This window comes from Maribacter aquimarinus, from assembly GCF_047345505.1.
In the GTDB taxonomy this organism is placed as follows: domain Bacteria; phylum Bacteroidota; class Bacteroidia; order Flavobacteriales; family Flavobacteriaceae; genus Maribacter.
The window spans coordinates 1-15,246 of sequence record NZ_JBLFEO010000041.1; the positions used below are offsets into that span (position 1 = coordinate 1).

General features: G+C 51.8%; 12 protein-coding genes and 1 tRNA gene. 4 read left to right on the forward strand and 9 right to left on the reverse strand.

Features of this window, described 5'->3' with window-relative positions; all coding sequences use genetic code 11:
- Positions 1–359: 359 nt before the first annotated feature.
- The 5 genes from ACKWCC_RS18415 to tgt form a co-directional block, all read right to left on the reverse strand.
- Positions 360–1,625 (reverse strand): asparagine synthetase B, encoded by a 1,266-nt coding sequence (locus ACKWCC_RS18415; RefSeq protein ID WP_413997445.1) that lies wholly within the window; start codon positions 1,623–1,625, stop codon positions 360–362.
- A 483-nt stretch (positions 1,626–2,108) separates the two neighbouring features.
- Positions 2,109–3,656, reverse strand: coding sequence for a replicative DNA helicase (gene dnaB / locus ACKWCC_RS18420; protein ID WP_413997446.1), 1,548 nt, complete (start codon positions 3,654–3,656; stop codon positions 2,109–2,111).
- A 168-nt stretch (positions 3,657–3,824) separates the two neighbouring features.
- Complete coding sequence (locus ACKWCC_RS18425; RefSeq protein ID WP_413997447.1) at positions 3,825–4,778, reverse strand: acetyl-CoA carboxylase carboxyltransferase subunit alpha; 954 nt, start codon at positions 4,776–4,778, stop codon at positions 3,825–3,827.
- A gap of 251 nt (positions 4,779–5,029) precedes the next feature.
- The gene (locus ACKWCC_RS18430; protein ID WP_413997448.1) at positions 5,030–6,112 is read right to left on the reverse strand and encodes an LptF/LptG family permease; all 1,083 of its coding nucleotides are present in this window, start codon (positions 6,110–6,112) and stop codon (positions 5,030–5,032) included.
- Positions 6,112–7,242 carry a tRNA guanosine(34) transglycosylase Tgt gene (gene tgt, locus ACKWCC_RS18435; protein WP_413997449.1) on the reverse strand — a complete coding sequence of 377 codons (1,131 nt, stop codon included), beginning with the start codon at positions 7,240–7,242 and terminating at the stop codon, positions 6,112–6,114. Before tgt ends, ACKWCC_RS18430 begins: the two co-directional genes overlap by 1 nt.
- Before the next feature lie 333 nt (positions 7,243–7,575).
- On the opposite strand from tgt, the gene ACKWCC_RS18440 reads away from it, so the two are divergent.
- Positions 7,576–8,166: an outer membrane beta-barrel protein gene (locus ACKWCC_RS18440; protein ID WP_413997450.1), complete on the forward strand. Its 591-nt coding sequence runs from the start codon at positions 7,576–7,578 to the stop codon at positions 8,164–8,166.
- Positions 8,167–8,495: 329 nt separating this feature from the next.
- On the opposite strand, the gene ACKWCC_RS18445 is transcribed toward ACKWCC_RS18440, so the two are convergent.
- Positions 8,496–9,476 carry an FKBP-type peptidyl-prolyl cis-trans isomerase gene (locus ACKWCC_RS18445; RefSeq protein ID WP_413997451.1) on the reverse strand — a complete coding sequence of 327 codons (981 nt, stop codon included), beginning with the start codon at positions 9,474–9,476 and terminating at the stop codon, positions 8,496–8,498.
- Positions 9,477–9,657: 181 nt separating this feature from the next.
- Here ACKWCC_RS18445 and ACKWCC_RS18450 point away from each other — a divergent pair, with 181 nt between their 5' ends.
- Both ACKWCC_RS18450 and ACKWCC_RS18455 read left to right on the forward strand, forming a co-directional pair.
- Positions 9,658–10,083 (forward strand): RNA-binding S4 domain-containing protein, encoded by a 426-nt coding sequence (locus ACKWCC_RS18450; RefSeq protein WP_413997452.1) that lies wholly within the window; start codon positions 9,658–9,660, stop codon positions 10,081–10,083.
- Positions 10,084–10,138: 55 nt separating this feature from the next.
- A complete protein-coding gene (locus tag ACKWCC_RS18455) occupies positions 10,139–10,636 on the forward strand; it encodes a phosphoribosyltransferase family protein (RefSeq protein ID WP_413997453.1) in 498 nt (165 codons plus the stop codon).
- On the opposite strand, the gene ACKWCC_RS18460 is transcribed toward ACKWCC_RS18455, so the two are convergent.
- Complete coding sequence (locus tag ACKWCC_RS18460) at positions 10,628–11,143, reverse strand: shikimate kinase (RefSeq protein ID WP_413997454.1); 516 nt, start codon at positions 11,141–11,143, stop codon at positions 10,628–10,630. The two genes, ACKWCC_RS18455 and ACKWCC_RS18460, sit on opposite strands and share 9 nt — an antisense overlap.
- Before the next feature lie 137 nt (positions 11,144–11,280).
- On the opposite strand from ACKWCC_RS18460, the gene ACKWCC_RS18465 reads away from it, so the two are divergent.
- Positions 11,281–11,356: transfer RNA gene (locus tag ACKWCC_RS18465), tRNA-Lys, on the forward strand.
- Between the two features lie 323 nt (positions 11,357–11,679).
- Here ACKWCC_RS18465 and ACKWCC_RS18470 read toward each other — a convergent pair.
- A complete protein-coding gene (locus ACKWCC_RS18470; RefSeq protein WP_413997455.1) occupies positions 11,680–13,704 on the reverse strand; it encodes a putative porin in 2,025 nt (674 codons plus the stop codon).
- Between the two features lie 117 nt (positions 13,705–13,821).
- Positions 13,822–15,237, reverse strand: coding sequence for a RagB/SusD family nutrient uptake outer membrane protein (locus ACKWCC_RS18475; RefSeq protein ID WP_413997456.1), 1,416 nt, complete (start codon positions 15,235–15,237; stop codon positions 13,822–13,824).
- Between the last annotated feature and the right edge of the window lie 9 nt (positions 15,238–15,246).

Here is a 15,246-nt window from a genome sequence, read left to right on the forward strand (position 1 = left end):
TGTTACCCTAAGTTACGGAAACCCGTGCACTTGTACAACGGAATTCGTCGATTGTTCAAAAATAAAATGCTGATTGTTAATATCTTACCTTCCCGTTGATAGAAAATCAGCAAGCCCTATTTAGCTTGAATTTGAAAACCAAAGATGGCGGAGGGTTTTCCTCCGTGGGACAAGGGGGCGGTGCCATTTCAAGGTTCTCAAAGCGTGCGTGAACCGAACTTTTGAGATAACGGCACCCGGGACCACCCCTTTCTTCCGCGTTCGGAATTCATTCCCCTACCCGCCCGTACCAGCCATTCGGGCGGGCTTGAAAAAGGAGGGGAGCTTTTAACTTTCTTCCCAATAAAAAGAGATATTGATTAGGTCTTTTGCTTTTTCTTGCGGGCAGCGGGAAACAGCACATTGTTCAAGATTAATCTATAACCGGGCGATGTAGGGTGCAATTCCAACTCCGTCTTGGGGTCGCCCACCCGGTGTTGATAATCTTCCGGGTCGTGGCCACCATAAAAGGTAAAGAACCCCTTTCCCTTTATTCCGTGTATGTACCTCGCCTCTTGGTTGATCTTGTTCTCCCCCAACACCAACACGGTGGGCTTTATGCTCTTCCGGTCAAAGGCGGTGGTCTGGCCCATGAACCCCTTGACCAAGGCCGTATGGTTCTGGCAGAGCATGGTGGGCACCGGATCCCATTTGGCGGAAAAATCCATCAACGAAAAATAGTCCGACTCCCGGGGCACGTCTCCCCTTTTGCTGGTCATGTCTATGGAAGAGAATTCGTATTTCAGGGGATTGCGCTCCAGGATAAAATCGGTGAAGGCAAAGGTCTTGCCAAAATTCATTTGGGTCTGGTAGTTGGGATCGGAAGGGTCACCATCGAACATGGGCTCGCAGATGTCCACACCGTCCGATGCGGCCAGGGCAATGTCAAAACTATCGGTGGCAGAGCACATGGCGAACATAAAACCGCCCCCGATGACGTAGTTCCTTATTTTCAGGGCCACGGCCCGTTTCTGCTCTGATACCTTGTCATAGCCCAATTTCCTGGCCAATTTTTCCGCTTCGGACTTGGCCTCTATGTACCAGGGCGTGGCCCGGTAGGCCCCGTAGAATTTTCCGTATTGGCCGGTAAAGTCCTCATGGTGCAAGTGCAGCCAATCGTAAAGGGCCAGCTTGTCTTCCAGCACCTCCTCATCATAAATGGTGGCATAGGGTATTTCGGCGTAGGTCAGGGCCATGGTCACCGCATCGTCCCAAGGCGGATTCCCCTTTGGGGAGTACACCGCGATCTTCGGTGCCTTCTCCAGGAATACGGCATCCTGGTTGCGCGCCGGACTGGCAATGTCCTCCAAAATGGCATTGGCCCGGTCGTTGCTCAAAATCTCAAAAGACACCCCACGGATCTGACATTCCTTACGTATGGCCTCCCCATCGGGCAAAAGGAAGGAACCGCCCCGGTAATTGAGCAGCCACTGTACCTTTTGCTGTTTCGACAGCACCCAATAGGTGATGCCATAGGCCTTTAAGTGGTTTTTCTGCCCCTCTGCATCCATGGGTATCAAAATGGAAGAGGCCATCAGGGAGCCACTGAGGCATAAAAAACAAAGGATGAGCCAACCGTTTCGCATGATCTGTCTGTATGGTGAACGCTTCCCAAAGATAAAGGAAAAAAGAAAGCCCGGGTTTTGCAGCTGTGCCAAAAGAAACTTAAAGCCGTATGATGCATTAAACCCAGATTAAGCAATAGAAATTCCCCGCCTGAAAGGAACGGGCAGGTATTACGGCTGCAAATCCCTGCATAACAGATCGCTGAGCCCACTTTCCGCCCGTACCGAACGATACGTTCGGGCGGGCCCGACCGTAACGTAAAAAATCGTTTACGCGGGTGGCCCATCGCAAAAGTCTTGGTGTTCTTGGGGGTTGCACAGTTCAATACGAACCTCCAATATTTCATCTGGGTGAAAACATTTGGGAATTGGATCCAACAACCCATCCCTGTGGGTCCAGCATCCGGTTGGCGGGCCAGGCCAGGGAAAGTGGTCCTTTGGGCCGGCATACCACGGCAAGATCATGGCAATGCGGAGGCTATACTTTGGTGTGGAATGCTTGTTTTAAAACGGCACGGCGCCATCATCTTCCTCCGGATCGGGGTTCATGCCGCTGCCAAAGGCTTCGTCACGGGTGGGGAAGCCCTTGGTGGCAAAGGGATTGTCATCGTCCGCATTCATTTTGCTCTGGAACTCAAAGGGGGAATCAAAGGTCTCCAAATTATCGAACTTACCAAGGTTGCCAATGAACTTGAGCCTTATGTTATCCAGGCCGCCGTTACGGTGCTTGGCCACAATAAATTCCGCTTGGCCCTGGGTAGGGGTGTGGTCCTCATCGTCCCACTCATCGATCTTGTAATATTCGGGCCGGTAAATGAAGGACACGATATCCGCATCCTGTTCAATGGCCCCGGACTCCCTAAGGTCTGACAGGATGGGCCTTTTGCTACCGCCCCGGGTCTCCACGGCCCGTGAAAGCTGGGAAAGGGCAATGACCGGCACGTTGAGCTCCTTGGCCAGCGCCTTCAGGTTTCGGGAAATGGTGGAGATCTCCTGTTCCCTATTGCCCCCTTTCTGGGTGCCGCCCGCGGTCATGAGCTGCAGGTAATCTATAATGATCATTTTAATGCCGTGCTGGGACGCCAAGCGCCGTGCCTTGGCACGAAGGTCGAAAATGGAAAGGGAGGGCGTATCATCTATAAAGAGGGGCGCTTTTTCCAAGGTCTTCACCTTTACGTTGAGCTGTTCCCATTCATGCTTCTCCAATTTACCGGTTCGCAATTTCTCCGAGGACAGGGAGGTTTCCGAAGAGATCAAACGGGTAATGAGCTGTACGGAAGACATTTCCAGGGAAAAGAAGGCCACGGGGATGTTGGAATTTACGGCAATGTTCCTGGCCATGGAGAGGGTGAGCGCCGTTTTTCCCATACCCGGGCGGGCGGCCACGATAATGAGGTCACTGGGCTGCCATCCGGAGGTGAGCTGGTCCAGTTTGTCAAAACCGGACGGAATGCCGCTGAGCCCTTCCTTGTTGGCAATTTCCTCAATCCGTTTCTTGGCCTGGATGACCAGGTTTTGGGCCGTCTCGGCAGAGCGCTTTAGGTTGCCCTGGGTAACATCGTACAATTTGGATTCTGCCTGGTCCAGGAGATCGAAGACGTCGGTGCTCTCGTCATAGGCATCTTCGATGATTTCGTTGGATATTTTGATCAGGCTCCGCTGGATGAACTTTTGCAGGATGATGCGGGCGTGAAACTCTATATGGGCCGAAGAGGCCACTTTTTGGGTGAGCTTCACCAAATAGAAATCGCTCCCCACAGCCTCCAGTTTGCCCATTTTGCGCAACTGGCTGGAAACCGTTAATAAGTCCACCGGCTGTGATTCCTCGAACAAAATGAAGATGGCCTCATAAATGGTCTTGTGGGCCTCCTTATAAAATACCTCTGGATGAAGAATATCAATGACCTCATCCACGCCTTTTTTGTCTATCATCATCGCGCCCAGCACAACCTCCTCTAAATCAACTGCTTGAGGCGGTATTTTCCCTCTTTCAAGGCTAATGATGGTAGATTTGTCGATCTTCCGACCCACCAAGGACTTCGTGTTCTCCATACAGCGAAAATATACAATTAACCTTTAGTTAACTTGAAAAGGGCGTGGCGGGATATTAACCGTTCATCCACAATTTCCCTGTTGATAAAATAAGATTTTATGTTGATAACAAAAAAAAATCCGGGAATAAATTATCCCGGATTTTTATGGGCTTGTGAAAACCGCCGCTTAATCCTTGAAAACGCCCATTTGGGCATATTTTTCCATGCGCTGGTTCAGCAATTCTTTTGGTGATAACTTTTGCAATTCCTCAAAATGGGAGATAATTTTATTTTTCACGATGGTAAAGGTCTTGTCCCGTTGGGCGTGGGCCCCACCTGCCGGCTCGCGCACGATCTCATCGATGAGCTTTAGGCGCTTCATGTCCGTGGCGGTCAGCTTTAGGGCCTCTGCGGCCTGTTCCTTGTATTCCCAGCTTCGCCAGAGAATGCTGGAGCAAGATTCCGGCGATATCACGGAATACCAGGTATTCTCCAACATGAGCACTTTGTCTCCCACGCCAATGCCCAGCGCGCCACCGGAGGCGCCTTCCCCAATGATCACCACAATGATGGGCACCTTTAGGCGTGTCATTTCCAGAATATTGCGGGCAATGGCCTCTCCCTGGCCCCGCTCTTCGGCCTCAATGCCGGGGTAGGCCCCGGGGGTGTCTATGAAGCTCACCACGGGGATGCCAAATTTCTCGGCAGACTTCATCAAGCGCAGGGCCTTGCGGTAGCCCTCTGGGTTGGCCATACCAAAATTGCGGTACTGCCGGGTCTTGGTGTTGTAGCCTTTCTGTTGGCCTATGAACATAAAGCTCTGATCGCCTATCTTGCCCAGACCGCCGATCATGGCCTTGTCGTCCCTGACGTTGCGGTCCCCGTGGAGCTCCAAAAACGAATCTCCGCACAGGGCCTTTATATAATCCAGGGTATAGGGCCGGTTGGGGTGCCTGGACAATTGCACGCGCTGCCAGGCGGTAAGGTTTTTGTAGATTTCCTTACGGGTATCGTTCAGTTTTTTCTCGATCTGCTTGCAGGTCTCGGACACATCCACGTCACTCTCCTCGCCAATGACCAAACATTTGTCCAATTGTTCTTCCAATTCCTTTATTGGAAGTTCAAAATCCAGATATTCCATAGGTTCTTCGGTTACGTTCTCAGTAGGGGCAAAGATAAAACTTTGGCGGCAATGGCCTTCACTAAAAAGGTGAATACCATTTCCCAGTTGAAAATGGACCCATAAATGGTTACTTTGTACGCCCAACTCCAAGATAAAAATAAGCGGTGGCCGGGCCATGCCCCATTTTACTTTTTCGCGGGCCTTTTATAGCGTCACCAACGCCACGCCCCTTCCCCACAGCATTCCATGATCCACTTTCCAAGGGAACATCAACGCTTGGCCTTTTGCAAGAGGTACAGGGCCAACAGCCCAAACATGACATTGGGGATGATCACGGCCAGCAGGGGGGAAAAACCGCTCTGTTCTGCCAGGGTACCAAAGACGCGGTCAAAGAAAATGAAGACAAAGGCCACCAAGATGCCAAAGGCCAGGTTAATGCCCATGCCCCCGCGCCGTTTTACGCTGGACACGGCCACGGCAATGACCGTTAAGATAAAGGCGGTGAGCGGCAGGGCCCATCTCTTGTACTTTACCAAAATGTAGGTGTTGATGTTACTGGCGCCCTTTCTGCGCTGGTCTTCAATAAACTTGTCCAGCTCGTACAGATTCTTGGTCTCCGCCACGTAGGAAACCGGGGTAAGGTCCCCAATGTCAAAGGCAAACAGGGTATCCAACCTGCGCTTGCTCTCAATAATGGCGGTGTCTCCCAAGATCGTCCTTTTCTTGTACGCCGTGAGCCGGTAGGTGCTGTCCTTGTCCAACCAGCGGATGTTGGCGGCCGCGATCTTGAACTTGAGCCGGTTAAGGCTGTCAAAGCGCTCAAAGGTAAAGTTCTGGCCTATTTGGCGGGCGGGATCAAAACTGCTCACATAGATAAAGTCGGTCTCGTTGAGCTGGTTGAAGATATTGCTGGTCACCCGGTCTTTCTTTCCCTTTTTTAGGTATTTGAACTTAAATTCATTGAACCCAATACTGGCCTGGGGCACAATGAACATGTTCATGAAGAACATGATCACGGCCACCAAAGTGGCGCCAATGAGGTAGGGCCTTAGAAAGCGGCCGTAGGAGACCCCGGAGCTTAGAATGGCCACGATCTCCGTATTGTTGGCCAACTTACTGGTAAAAAAGATGACCGACAGGAAGAGAAAAATGGGGAAGAGCAGGTTCCCAATATAGATGGTAAAATTAAGGTAGTAGAGCAGTATCTCGTTCAGCGGGGCCTCATTGTCTATCATCTTACCGATCTGCTCGGCCAGATTGATCATGATGCCTATGGGTATGAACAAGAGGAGCATCAGGGCAAAAGTGGCCAGATAGCGCTTTAAGATGTATTTGTCTATGATCGATAGCATTACAGCCGCTTGTCCATTTGTTTCACCATTTTATCTTTCCAGGGGCCAAAGCTGCCCTCCAGGATACGGCGCCTTGCCTCGCGCACCAGCCAAAGGTAAAAACCCAGATTATGGATGGTGGCGATCTGCTTGCCCAAATATTCATTGGCCGCAAAGAGGTGCCTTAAATAGGCCTTGGAGTATTCGCGGTCCACAAAGGTGGTGCCCATTTCATCCAGGGCGCTAAAGTCGTCTTCCCACTTCTTGTTTTTTATGTTGATGGTTCCCTGGGCCGTGAAGAGCATTCCGTTCCTGGCGTTTCGGGTGGGCATCACACAATCGAACATGTCCACGCCCAGGGCAATGTTCTCCAGAATGTTCGTGGGCGTGCCCACACCCATGAGGTACCTGGGCTTGTCTTCCGGTAAGATGTCGCAGACCACCTCTGCCATGGCATAGAGCTCTTCTGCCGGCTCGCCCACCGAGAGGCCGCCAATGGCGTTACCGGCCGCTCCCGCATTGGCAATGTATTCGGCAGACTGCTTGCGGAGGTCGGTATAGGTGCTGCCCTGCACAATGGGAAAGAAGGTCTGTTCGTACCCATATTCAAACGGTACCTTTTTCAAATGGGCCATGCAACGGTCCAACCAACGGTGGGTCATCTGCATGGAGCGCTTGGCATAGTTGTAGTCGCAGGGATAGGGCGTGCACTCATCGAACGCCATGATGATGTCCGCGCCAATGGTGCGCTGTATCTCCATGACGTTCTCGGGGGTGAACATGTGGGTGGACCCATCTATGTGCGATTTAAACTTGACCCCCTCTTCCTTGATCTTCCGGTTGGCCGAAAGGGAGTACACCTGGTAGCCGCCACTGTCCGTTAAAATGTTCCGGTCCCAGCCCATGAATTTGTGAAGCCCTCCCGCCTGTTTCAGGATCGGGGTCTTGGGCCGTAAAAAAAGATGGTAGGTATTGCCCAGGATTATGTCCGGATCCACTTCTTCCCTCAGTTCCCTTTGGTGCACCCCCTTTACGGAAGCCACCGTGCCCACCGGCATAAAGATGGGGGTGTCTATCTTCCCGTGGTCGGTTTCCAGGGTGGCGGCCCGGGCCTTGGTCTGCGGGTCTCTTCTATGAAGGGTGAATTTCAAGGTATATGGGAATATGACTGCAAATATAGCAAACTACCGCGGGGCAAGCCCATAAGGCATTCATAAGAAACTGAATTTTAATTTCGGGGCAAGCCAAGGAGCATCAAACCCTTTGGCGGTGCCTATGAAGATGGTGGCCCCAAGCCCCATGGAAAAGTTAAGATGCACGGGCACAGCGTGCCGTTTTGCGCCAAAAAAGCACCGGCAGATGGCTAAAAATTGGCAACTTGCCCCCAAACAATAAAGGTTGGGGTTGCACGTTTCCCTTGTAGAAGCACGGTACGGAAACATCCATGCTTGGAGGCCCACTCATAACCCATAAAAACAAAAGTGATGAAAAAAACAATTCTAATGGCCTTTGCCCTTTTGGCATGCGGCTTTGCCCTGGCCCAGACGGGATCGGGCTTTGGTATCAAGGCAGGTATAAACTACGCCGGAAACGGTGATTTTTTCGATTCAGCCCAGGACGCCTTCCGTGCCCCGGACCGCAATGTGGGCTACCACGTGGGGGTATTTGGCAAGTTGGGGAACCGATTGTACATCCGTCCGGAACTGGTCTATACCAGCACCACCTCCGGCTATGACGAGGGCGACCTAAAGATCAACAAATTGGACCTTCCGGTGCTCTTTGGGGCAAAGATCATTGGTCCGCTCAACATTTTTGTGGGCCCTTCTTTTCAATACCTCCTAAATACGGAGTTTGCGGACGTGGACATCGATGAGGTGGAAAATGATGTTACCGTGGGGCTTAACCTAGGCGCCGGGGTAAATCTCGGCAAGTTTGGGGTGGATGTACGTTATGAGCGCGGCTTCTCCGAAAACGAGATCACTTTTTTGAACAACAACCTACCCAGCATCAATACCAACGATCGGGTGGATACCCGACCCGACCAGGTCATTTTGAGCCTTTCCTACAAGTTTTAAGGCACGGACCAAGGATGGCCGGTTTTGCATTTTGCATTATATCCGGTTCATGCATTGAACCCAGATTAAGCAATAGAAATTCCCCGCCTGAAAGGAACGGGCAGGTATTACGGCTGCAAATCCCCGCAAAAGCAGTCATTGTGCTGATTTTTGACCAATCACCCAGGCGATGATGATGCCGTACTGGCAAACGTTCTGATTTTATTGGGGGTTGCCCCCTCAAGACGAAAGTCCAACCCACCATTTGGGTTATAAGAACAGCTAAAAAAGGTGGCCCCGGAAATAGTTTCCGGGGCCACCTTTTTCTTTTTTTCTTTATGGGGATACGATCATAAATCATCATCCAAATGATCGGGGGTGCCGTCCCCATCGGTATCGGGGAAGATGACCATGCCATTGGCGTCTTTCTGTACCTCCCCATCGATCAGGATCTCCTCCGCGGTGGGAATGCCGTCTCCATCATCGTCCGGATCGCGAAAATTGGGGAGCCGTGCCCGTGGGTTCTCAAATTGCACATCGGTATTGTCATCGTTCAAGTTGCCGTTGTTGTTCACATCTTCCTGAATGGAGGGAATGCCATCATTGTCGGTATCCGTGTTGGGCTCATAGTCCAACAATTGCACTTTAAAAATCAACGGGGCATAAATGGGAATGCCACTTCCGGCTTGGGGACTGGCAAAATAAGCCAGGCCAGAGGGTATAAAGATGGCACCACTCCCAAATTCCTCATAACTTATGGTACCATCGCCCACTTCATTGGGGCCCGTTCCTTTTTGGAAGTACTCCAGGCCATTTCCAAATCCGGGAACCACCTGGGAGAGGTTAAATCGAATGGGCTGACCGGTAACGGCGTCAAATACCGTCCCATCCAGCAAAGTGCCCTTATATTGTATAATGGCATTGTCCCCAATGGTGGGCATGCTGTCCGCGACCGCGCCTTGCTGGGCCACCAAGACATAAAGGGTATGGTCCACCTCCTCCCCATCATTCCTTCCAAAAATGGAAGAGGGCACGTTAATGGTCTCCTTTATCAGGTTGGGGCTGTCAAAAATGGCTTGCTTGCCGCTGTTTTCGCCCGCAATGGTATCAAACCTCACCTGAAAATCGAATTCCGGTGGGGGGTTTTCAAATTCCTCGTAGTTGTAGAAATGGCTCTTTAAAAAGGCCACGATCTCGGCATCGTCCTCGGCCGCCACCTCGCTCAACAATCGGGGGGGCACCACCTCGCCCGGTGGCCCTTCATCATCATCACCGCATGCCCAGAGGGACAAGAACAGGATGGCCAGAAAAAAAATACGTTCCATTTTCATTCGTCACAACTTAAATTTCGTTCAGCCGGCCGTTGGCCCATTTTCCTTTCCTCCGGCCCGGGGTGCACTGGCCCCAATATGAACAAGCCCAGACAAGGGGCACCATGATTATGGCCAAATTGCCCGCAAGATACAATTTTCCCCTATTTTTGTGAGTCCAGTGCACAAACATTTTATACCCATGCGAATTGACAAGTACCTATGGTGCACCCGTTATTTCAAGACCCGTAACATGGCCACCAACAGCATAAAAAAGGGAAATGTAAAGGTAAACGGGCAGGTGGTGAAGCCCGGGCGCGAGGTCTATGCCACGGACCAGATCACGGTGCGAAAGAACCAGATCAACCACACCCTTACCGTACTGGACGTGCCCAAGAGCCGCGTGGGGGCCAAACTGGTGGACATGTACCGCAAGGACACCACTCCCGCCGAAGCCTTTGAGCACACCGAACTGCTCCAATACTCCAAGGAGTACTACCGCAAAAGAGGCACGGGCCGGCCCACCAAGAAAGACCGGCGGGAAATAGAAGACTATATGGAACATCCCACTGAGGGTATGGATTCCGAAACCGGCGAAGGTTCCGAAGCATCCCAAGAAAGCCCATAAATGTGCCCTGGCCCTTTTGCGCCAACATCCTTATCTTTACCACAAACCGCCCGTTATGGAACAAGACATTTTATCGCACCGGCAAATACAATACAAGATAGAGCGCATAGCCTACCAGATCTACGAGGCCAATGTGTACGAGGACACCATCATCATTGCCGGCATTGAGGGCGGGGGGCTGCACTTTGCCAAAAAGTTGATCCGCGTGCTGCGCAAGATCACCGATGCCCAGATCCAGCTTTGTAAGGTTACGATGGACAAGAAAGACCCGTTGGCCAGTGAGGTGGTCACTTCCCTGGACGCCACGGAATATGCCAACAAGAGCGTTGTTCTGGTAGATGATGTGCTCAATTCCGGCACCACGCTCATTTATGGTGTGCACCACTTTTTAAAAACCCCTCTAAAACAGCTGAAAACGGCGGTACTGGTAAACCGCAACCACAAGAAATACCCCGTAAAGGCAGATTACAAGGGCATTAGCCTCTCTACCTCCCTGCAAGAGCATGTGAACGTGGCGTTTGCCCCCAAGAACGATCGGGTCTTTTTAGACTAGGCATTGGGCCATCTCTGCCACCAAGGCCTTCGGGGTCCTGTTGTCCGTTACAATGGTATGGGCCGCTTGGTTGTAGAAGAAACTGCGCTCAAAAAGGTGCTTTGCAATGAACTCCTGCATTTCTTCACCGTTCAGGTTGGCCAATAGCGGTCTTTCTTCCTTGTTTTTGGAGAGCCTGCGCTGTAACTCGGCAATGGACGCCTTAACATAAAAGGAATGGGGCGTGGCCCCGATGATGTGCTGCATGTTGTTGCCAAAACAAGGAGTGCCGCCACCTGTGGAAAGCACCATGGGGGCGGTGGCGTCCAAAACCTCCCTTAAGAGGGCCATTTCACGCTTTCTGAAATAGACCTCCCCGCGTTCCTTGAACAGGGCGGAAATGGGCTGCCCCTCGACCTGCTCCATATACTGGTCCAGGTCTAAAGATTTAATATTCAGTTCCTTGGCCAATAATTTCCCCAAAGTGGACTTGCCACTGCCCATATACCCCACCAACACTATTTTCACGATACCGATTTTTTACAAGATCCACCCATTCTTTTGGCTTTCCAAAAAAACGCAAATTTATTGGAAATAGGCTTGTAAAATAAAGGAATCGCTTTATATTTGCACCCGCATTCGGGGAACGGATGCGCTGAAATTCTGACCTGGTAGCTCAGTTGGTAGAGCATCTCCCTTTTAAGGAGAGGGTCCTGGGTTCGAGCCCCAGCCAGGTCACCAAAATGCCAAAAAGCCCCTTCTGGAAAGGGGCTTTTTTGTGGGTTGCAATGACATTCCGGCAGTGACTTCTTGGCCCGTCTTAAAGAAGGTTTTGCCTCCAACCTGGGCTCAAAGGCCTTAGCTAAAAAAGTGGTTTGGCAATCCTTTACCCAGCCCGCAAAAGGGGAACCACAAAGACGGGCAAAAGCCGTACAGCGCATCCAAAAAGGGCTGTGGCAACTTTCTCTAATCCAATCAATTACCCGAAGTTTAGGCACAGGGCCTTTGCGCTGTATGAACCGTTGTCCGTAACCAAAAACGCCAACCCGAAAATTGGGCCCGTTCTAGGAAAAAAAGTTCCACACCAGTCCAAAACGAATCACAAAATCGCGGTACGGGTAGTTTGGCGCGGTGTAGAAATTGTAGCCCGTGAAGGAGGAATTGAAATGTTCTGCCTTTAAGTAGATGCGCGTTTGCTGTACACGGGCATTGATGAAGAAATCGAGCAGGGGAAATCCGCCCAACTTCTCTGTGTTCTGCACCTGAAACTCTGCCAGGAGCGGGTTGTAGGCATCCATATGGTAGGCCGTGAAGTACTTAAAGGTGATCCCGGTCTGTAAAAACATCGCCTTTTTAAACACTTCCGAGGAAAAATACAAGCTGTTGCGGGTCACCAACTGGGGCACATTGAGCACGGGATTCTCCTGGCCCACGGTCTGGTACATCAGGGTATTGTTCAGGGCAAACTTGCGCCATTTAAATTCCTTGGCATATTTTACCTTGATGTGCGAAATGCCAAAATCTGCCTGCAAGGGCCTGGTGTTGGCCAAATCCGATCCCGGTGCCACCGTGGCGTTGGGATCCGTGCCAAAATAGGTATGGTTGCCCAGCAGGCTGTATTTTGCCGTGAGCGTTCCCCATTTTTTGCTATCGATGTGCATTTTAAAACTGCTCACCCGCTCCTTGTCAAATGTTTCGTTGTTTTGCCAATTGTAATTGAGATATTCACTCTGGTAGAGCAAAAAATTAAAGTTGGGCATACGTGAAGAGGAATGCACCGAAAAACGCACCCTATGGTCGTCGTTGAAGCGGTAGGAGGCCGTGGCATCAAAAATATTGCCCGTAAGGTTGCCCGCCAGATTGTACTTAAAGGACCCATGCAGGTCAAAACCCCCTATGTTCTTGCTGTAGGTGCCGCCAAGGGCCAGCTCGGTGCCGTTTAGCCCTTCCTGTATCACCTGCCCGTTCGGGGCAATGAAACGGGCATTGAGCTGGTAGCTGTAATTGTAGGCGTCCACACTGCCCGTGAGCCTTCCCAGGGTACGGTTGTAGAAGGTTACACTGGCCTGGTTGTGCAACGCCTTTAGGGCAGAACGGTCATTGATGTCCGGCAAGAGGGCCGCGCCAAAAATGGTGTCCGCGGCACTTTGGATGTACTGGTAGTACTTGGTCTCGTAATTAAGGGTATGCCCAAAGGTGAGGGAGGTCCTCTCCGCCCCCGTACTGTCCTGGGCAGAACGCAGCAGTTTGTACCTATGGTCCAGATAGTAGCGTTTTCCCAGCACCACATTGTCCGCATCATCAAAGCGCACGGCCACCCTGGGCCGGTTGATGAAGTCCGGGTCGCCCGACTCAAACTGCAGTTCCTTGCTCACCAGGCCGCCGTTCTCCTCGGATTTAATGTCCTGGGCGGCAATGTGGGCGCGGAGCAGGTACCTGCCGTCCTTGGAGCCGTAATTGGCCGTGGTGGTAAAGTTTCCCGATTGTATCTGGGCAAACTGGTATTTTCCCAAAGAGCGATGCCCTTTGTAACCTATGCTGAAATTTAACTGCTTACTGGTATTGAAGGTGAGCATGGCATCCAGGAGCTGCCCCTCCTCCAAGGTGGTCTTGAAGAGGATATCCGTCATGGGGGTGGGCACGTGGTAGTATTTCATGTCCCGCACCTCCCAATAATTGAAGTGCTTGGCCAAGGCCCCCAATGCGGGGTAAAGCGTGTGCCGCTCAAAGTCGCGGCCCAATTGGTTGTAGGTTTGTCCTATGTTGGCAAAGGGCATCAGCTCAAACAGGTCCTTGCGCAGGTAATTGTACCTGTACTCCTTGTCTATGGTCAGGGTGGTGTCCAAAAAAGTGGTGTCCCTTTGGTGGGAAATGATCTTGTAATCTTCAATGCTCAGGGCGGTGAGGGAATCGTTCTGTGGTCCCGGCCTTGGGGTGCGGCGGGGAAGGGGCCGTGCTCCCGGAACGGAATCCGGAGGGGAGACCACGGGGCCCGACAGGGAATCTTGCCTTGTTTCGCCTTCGCCCGGGGTCTGTGCCATGGCACAGCTGCAGCTCAAAAGGAACAATAGGGCAAAAAGGGGCTTCATACAAGCTTGTTTCAGCGGCAAAGTTACATTTTTGCTTGCTAACTAAATGTGAAAGTTGGCCACAAAAAAAATCCCCTGCTTTTTGGGCAGGGGATTTCATTCTAAAGGATCTTGAGCTTAGTAGCCCGGGTTTTGTTCTATGTTGGGGTTGTTCTCACGCTCCCTGGCGGGAACGGGGAAAATGGTCCTGTCCGCTCCAAACGTGGCCTGGGTGAACTGAGGATTGCCCACGGGGCGAAGATCTCTCTGGTTTCTAAGCAGATCTGCCCTCCGGTGGCCCTCCAGGAAGAACTCCTTTCTGCGCTCCTCCAAGATATCGTCCAAGGTGACCGTGCCCAATGGGGCAAGGCCAGCCCTGGCCCGAAGCCTGTTGATGTCGTTCTCGGGCGTATCGCCAATGCTCAGGCCTCCCCTTAGGTTCGCCTCTGCCCTAATGTAGTACATTTCAGTGATGCGCAGTACCGGCATATCGGCATCGCCCTGGGCACTGGGCACCTTGTTGGAAAAGGTCTTGGTCACCTGGTTGGTGTTGTCCCCATCAATGGTGTTGTTTGGGTCTTCCAAGCGCAAATCTCCAGGCTCGAACGTGGCCAACAGGTCCTCGGACAAGAAGGCATCTCCCCTACCGGCGGGCGCGGGCACCGCAAAATTGTGCAGCCCGGTGCCACCGAACGTTCCATCCACCGCATTGTTGTTGATGAAAAAGATATGCTCGGTACTTTCGGAGTTCCAGAACGTATAATCCGTGGCCAAGGTAAAGGTACCGGATTCAATGACCTCGTTCGCCAGGGTGGCCGCTGGCTGCCATTCCCCTCTATAGAGGTGCAACCTTGCCTTGAGCGCCTTGGCAGCACCTTGGGTGGCCCGGCTGTTCTCCGCGTTATCGGGCAATAGGTCTATGGCATTCTGTAGATCGCTCGCGATCAGGCCGTGCACTTCGTTCACCGTGCTTCTGGGAAGCTGGAACTCCTCGACAACGGCATCATCGTCAAAGGGCATCACGACTAGGGGCAGACCCGGGCTGGAACCGTTGGCCAAACTATAGGGTTGTGCGTAGAGGTTCACCAACTTAAAGTACATCATGGCCCTCATAAAACTGGCCTCGCCCAATAACTGGTTTTTTTCTGCTTGAGTAATGATGGCCTCGTCCATGGCCGGCACCTTGTCCAAGACAAAGTTGGCCAGGTTGATCAGGTCATAGCCCTCCTGCCAAAAAGCGGCAGTGGAACCATTGGGCGCCTGTACCTCATAGATGTTAATGTCCACAATGGTCGGGAAAGAGCCCGTCCATTCCAGTTCATCGCTCATTACGCCTTCATAGACGTAGTCGTTCCCGTTCATTGCGGCAACCTCCCTGGCCTGGGCATATAGGCCGGTCACAGCTCCCTGGGCGGCAAACTTGGAAGAAAAGACCACATCGGAGGTCAAGGAATCCTCTGGAGCCAGGTCCAATCGGTCGTCACAGCTGCCTATCAACGCAGCGGCAAACAAGACCGGAATCAATCGTTTGTTCAAAATTTTATCTATTCTCATCTTGTTCAT

Coding starts and splice junctions, on each gene's coding strand:
- ACKWCC_RS18415 (WP_413997445.1), bottom strand. CDS start 1,625: ATGCGAAACGGTTGGCTCATCCTTTGTTTTTTATGCCTCAGTGGCTCC.
- dnaB (WP_413997446.1), bottom strand. CDS start 3,656: ATGGAGAACACGAAGTCCTTGGTGGGTCGGAAGATCGACAAATCTACC.
- ACKWCC_RS18425 (WP_413997447.1), bottom strand. CDS start 4,778: ATGGAATATCTGGATTTTGAACTTCCAATAAAGGAATTGGAAGAACAA.
- ACKWCC_RS18430 (WP_413997448.1), bottom strand. CDS start 6,112: ATGCTATCGATCATAGACAAATACATCTTAAAGCGCTATCTGGCCACT.
- ACKWCC_RS18440 (WP_413997450.1), top strand. CDS start 7,576: ATGAAAAAAACAATTCTAATGGCCTTTGCCCTTTTGGCATGCGGCTTT.
- ACKWCC_RS18445 (WP_413997451.1), bottom strand. CDS start 9,476: ATGAAAATGGAACGTATTTTTTTTCTGGCCATCCTGTTCTTGTCCCTC.
- ACKWCC_RS18450 (WP_413997452.1), top strand. CDS start 9,658: ATGCGAATTGACAAGTACCTATGGTGCACCCGTTATTTCAAGACCCGT.
- ACKWCC_RS18455 (WP_413997453.1), top strand. CDS start 10,139: ATGGAACAAGACATTTTATCGCACCGGCAAATACAATACAAGATAGAG.
- ACKWCC_RS18470 (WP_413997455.1), bottom strand. CDS start 13,704: ATGAAGCCCCTTTTTGCCCTATTGTTCCTTTTGAGCTGCAGCTGTGCC.
- ACKWCC_RS18475 (WP_413997456.1), bottom strand. CDS start 15,237: ATGAGAATAGATAAAATTTTGAACAAACGATTGATTCCGGTCTTGTTT.